We start from the raw sequence: 3,487 nt of genomic DNA, 5'->3' as shown, positions 1-3,487 counted from the left end.
ATTACATATAAATTCAAAAAAGTATTTTTTTAATAGTATATTTTAAAAATAATTATGTTTTTTATAAGAAAATTTAATAAAAAAATATAATTAATAAAAAAAATTTATTAAATTAAAAGTTTAATAAATTATGTATTTTATGTTGAATTACCAATATATATTAATTTAAAATTAAAGTTAGAAAACATTTTCTTAATGAGTTTAAATTTGTATTATTTTGAGTAAAATAAAGAAATATGAGGAAATACATATAATTTCCTTGTTAAATGTAAAAGTAAACCTTATAATATTGAATTATTGGCGAAGAGTTGAGAGATTATGATAAATATATAGTATAGGAGATGATAATATATGGCAGCTTCAATAAAAGACGTTGCAAAAGAAGCAGGAGTATCAATTGCAACTGTATCAAGAGTGTTAAATGATATCGATGTAGTTAATGAGGAAACTAAGAAAAAAGTATTAGAAGCTATTAAAAAGTTAGGCTATAGACCTAATATAGTAGCAAGAAGTTTAAAAACTCAAAGAACTAGAACTGTAGGAATATTAGTACCAGATATATCAACACAATTTTATCCTGAAATAGTAAGAGGAGCAGAAGATGTTGCTAACATATACAATTACAATGTAATGTTATGCAACTCAGATTTTGATTTAGAAAAAGAAAAGGAATATTTAAGAGTTCTTAAAGAAAAAATGGTAGATGGTGTTCTTTATATGAGTTCTTCATTAAATGATAATATTCTTGAATTAATAAATGAGTTAGATTTAAAAACTGTTTTAGTTGAAACTAAAGATAAAAATGGAGAATTACCAAGTGTAACAATAGATAATATTTCTGCTACATATGATTCAACAAATTATTTATTAGATAAAGAATTAAATAAACTTGCATTTATTGGAGTTAAAAAAGATGGAAATACTGCTTGGGCTCAAAGATTTGAAGGCTATAAGAAAGCTTTAGATGAGAGAGCTATAGAGGTAGATGAAGAATTAATGTATTTTGGAAATTTAAAAATTAGAACAGGATACGAAGGAATTATTGAAATATTAGAAAGAGGACAAATGCCAGAAGGGGTTATATGTGCTTCTGATGAAATAGCTATTGGAGTTATAAATGCTTTAAGAGATAAGGGTGTAAAGGTACCAGAAGAAGTTAGTGTTGTTGGATTTAATGATATATATTCAGCACAAGTAGTTTATCCAAGATTAACAACAGTAGCGCAACCAATGTATGATATGGGATCTATAGCTATGAGAATGCTTATAAAACTTATAAATCAAAAGACTTTAGAAGAAGGTCATTTTGTTTTACCATATAAATTAGTAGAGAGAGAAAGTTGTAAATAAAATATATAAATGAGCGCATAAATTTAATAAATTGATTTATTAAATTTATGCGCTTTTTAGTTGTAGAATTAATAGTTGCATTTACAACTAAAAAGGTATATATTAAAATAATAGTTGTGTTTGCAACTTTTATTTGAAAAATGTTTGGGGGATGATTAAAATAAATCAAAATGTAAATTGTGAATGTTTAGGTAAATATATATCAATGTTATATAGACAAGGAAGAGTTTTTTTATCAAAAGAATTTAATACTTTGGGAATTGGTTCAGGACAATATTTATTTTTATTACAATTATATAGAAAAGATGGCGTAACACAAGAAGAATTAAGTGAAAGTTTACTTATAGATAAAGGAACAACTGCAAGAGCTATTAGTAAGCTTGAAGAAGAAGGATTTGTAAATAAAGTTAAAGATGAAAATGATAAAAGATCAAATAAAATATATCTTACTGAAAAAGCTAAAGAAAATAAACAAAATGTATTTGATATATTAAATAGATGGGAAAATGTATTAATTAAAGATTTAACTGATGAAGAAAAAGATATAGTAAAGAAGGTGTTAAGAAAAATAGTACAATCAATTTAATGGAGGTAAGAATGAAACAACAAAAATTACTGGGTGAAGAATCTATTGGGAATTTATTGATTAAATACTCTGTTCCGGCTATTATTGGAATGTTAGTAAATGCATTATATAATATAGTAGATAGAGCTTTTATTGGAAGGATTCCTGATGTTGGACAATTAGCTATAACTGGTGTAGGAATAACTATGCCTATAGCGTATATATTATTAGCTTTTGGAATGTTAATTGGTATAGGTACTACAGCTAATATGTCAATAAAATTAGGACAAGGAAAGAAAAAAGAAGTAGAAAAGCTTATAGGAAATTCTTTGACTTTAACAATAATAATTGGAGTAATAATAACTATATTAGGTTTAGTTTTTGTAGATCCAATGTTGAAAGCTTTTGGAGCCGGTAATAATACATTAATTTTTGCTAAAGAGTATATTATTATTATATTATTAGGATCTATTTTTAATTTAATATCATTTTCACTAAATAGTACAATAAGAGCAGATGGTAGTCCTAAAGTAGCAGCAACTACTATGATAATAGGATGTTTACTTAATACTATAATGGATCCAATATTTATTTTTATATTTAAATGGGGAATAAAAGGTGCTGCTTTATCAACAGTATTATCACAAGCTATTGTAACAGTTATTATTTTATATTATTATACTAAAGGAAAATCTAATTTTAAATTAAAGAAAGAAAATTTAAAGTTAGATACTAATTTAGTTAAGTGTATATTGGCTATAGGTGTTGCACCTTTTTCTATGCAAATTGCAGCAAGTGTTGTTCAGATAGTATCTAATAATGCATTAAAATTATATGGAGGAGATTTAGCTATAGGAGCTATGACTGTAATATCATCTATTAGTATGATATTTATGATGCCTACCTTTGGTATTAATCAAGGAGCACAACCTATAATTGGATTTAATTATGGAGCAAAAAAGTATAATAGAGCTAAACTTACCTTTAAATATGCAACTATAGTAGCTTGTACGATATTAACTATAGGATTTGTGTTAATTAGAATTTTTCCAGAACAATGCATTAGCATATTTAATAAAGATTCAGCTTTATTAAATATTAGTATAGATGGATTGAAAATATATTTATGTATGATGCCTTTAATAGGAATTCAAATTGTAGGATCAAATTATTTTCAATCTATAGGAAAAGCTAAATTATCAATGTTTTTAAGTTTGTTAAGACAAGTTATATTATTAATTCCCTTAATTCTTATTTTACCTAAGGCCTATGGATTAACAGGAATATGGTTAGCAGGAGCTATGTCAGATTTTATATCAACAATTATTACTATAGTTTTTTTAGTAAAAGAATTTAAAAATGAAAGTAAAGAAAATATAACTTTAGTTGATAGTATGGTGCAATAATTAAATGAAATATAAGAATAAAAAAGCAGGAGTAATTCCCAATGTCATTAAGTTAAGAAAAGTTATATTGTTTATTTTAGAATTGCAAGGTATAGAAATATATCTTGCTCTTTTTTTCAGAAAAAACTTGACAAGTCTATAGAAAAATGCGGCGTAGCCCCTTAAA

3 protein-coding genes are annotated in these 3,487 nt (G+C 25.0%); all 3 read left to right on the top strand.

The features are described 5' to 3' along the window. The first annotated feature begins 351 nt into the window (after positions 1-351). The 3 genes from GBZ86_RS13905 to GBZ86_RS13895 all read left to right on the top strand — a co-directional run bounded on the left by GBZ86_RS13905 (position 352) and on the right by GBZ86_RS13895 (position 3,321). The gene (locus GBZ86_RS13905) at positions 352-1,350 is read left to right on the top strand and encodes a LacI family DNA-binding transcriptional regulator (protein ID WP_152891640.1); all 999 of its coding nucleotides are present in this window, start codon (positions 352-354) and stop codon (positions 1,348-1,350) included. 151 nt (positions 1,351-1,501) lie between these two features. Continuing rightward, the gene (locus GBZ86_RS13900; RefSeq protein WP_152891638.1) at positions 1,502-1,936 is read left to right on the top strand and encodes a MarR family winged helix-turn-helix transcriptional regulator; all 435 of its coding nucleotides are present in this window, start codon (positions 1,502-1,504) and stop codon (positions 1,934-1,936) included. A gap of 11 nt (positions 1,937-1,947) precedes the next feature. Then, the gene (locus GBZ86_RS13895) at positions 1,948-3,321 is read left to right on the top strand and encodes an MATE family efflux transporter (protein WP_152891636.1); all 1,374 of its coding nucleotides are present in this window, start codon (positions 1,948-1,950) and stop codon (positions 3,319-3,321) included. Positions 3,322-3,487 lie beyond the last annotated feature (166 nt).

It is taken from the genome of Clostridium tarantellae (genome assembly GCF_009295725.1).
In the GTDB taxonomy this organism is placed as follows: Bacteria; Bacillota; Clostridia; order Clostridiales; family Clostridiaceae; genus Sarcina; species Sarcina tarantellae.
The sequence above is the reverse complement of the archived record's forward strand: the minus strand, read 5'-3'. Positions and strand labels throughout refer to the sequence as shown.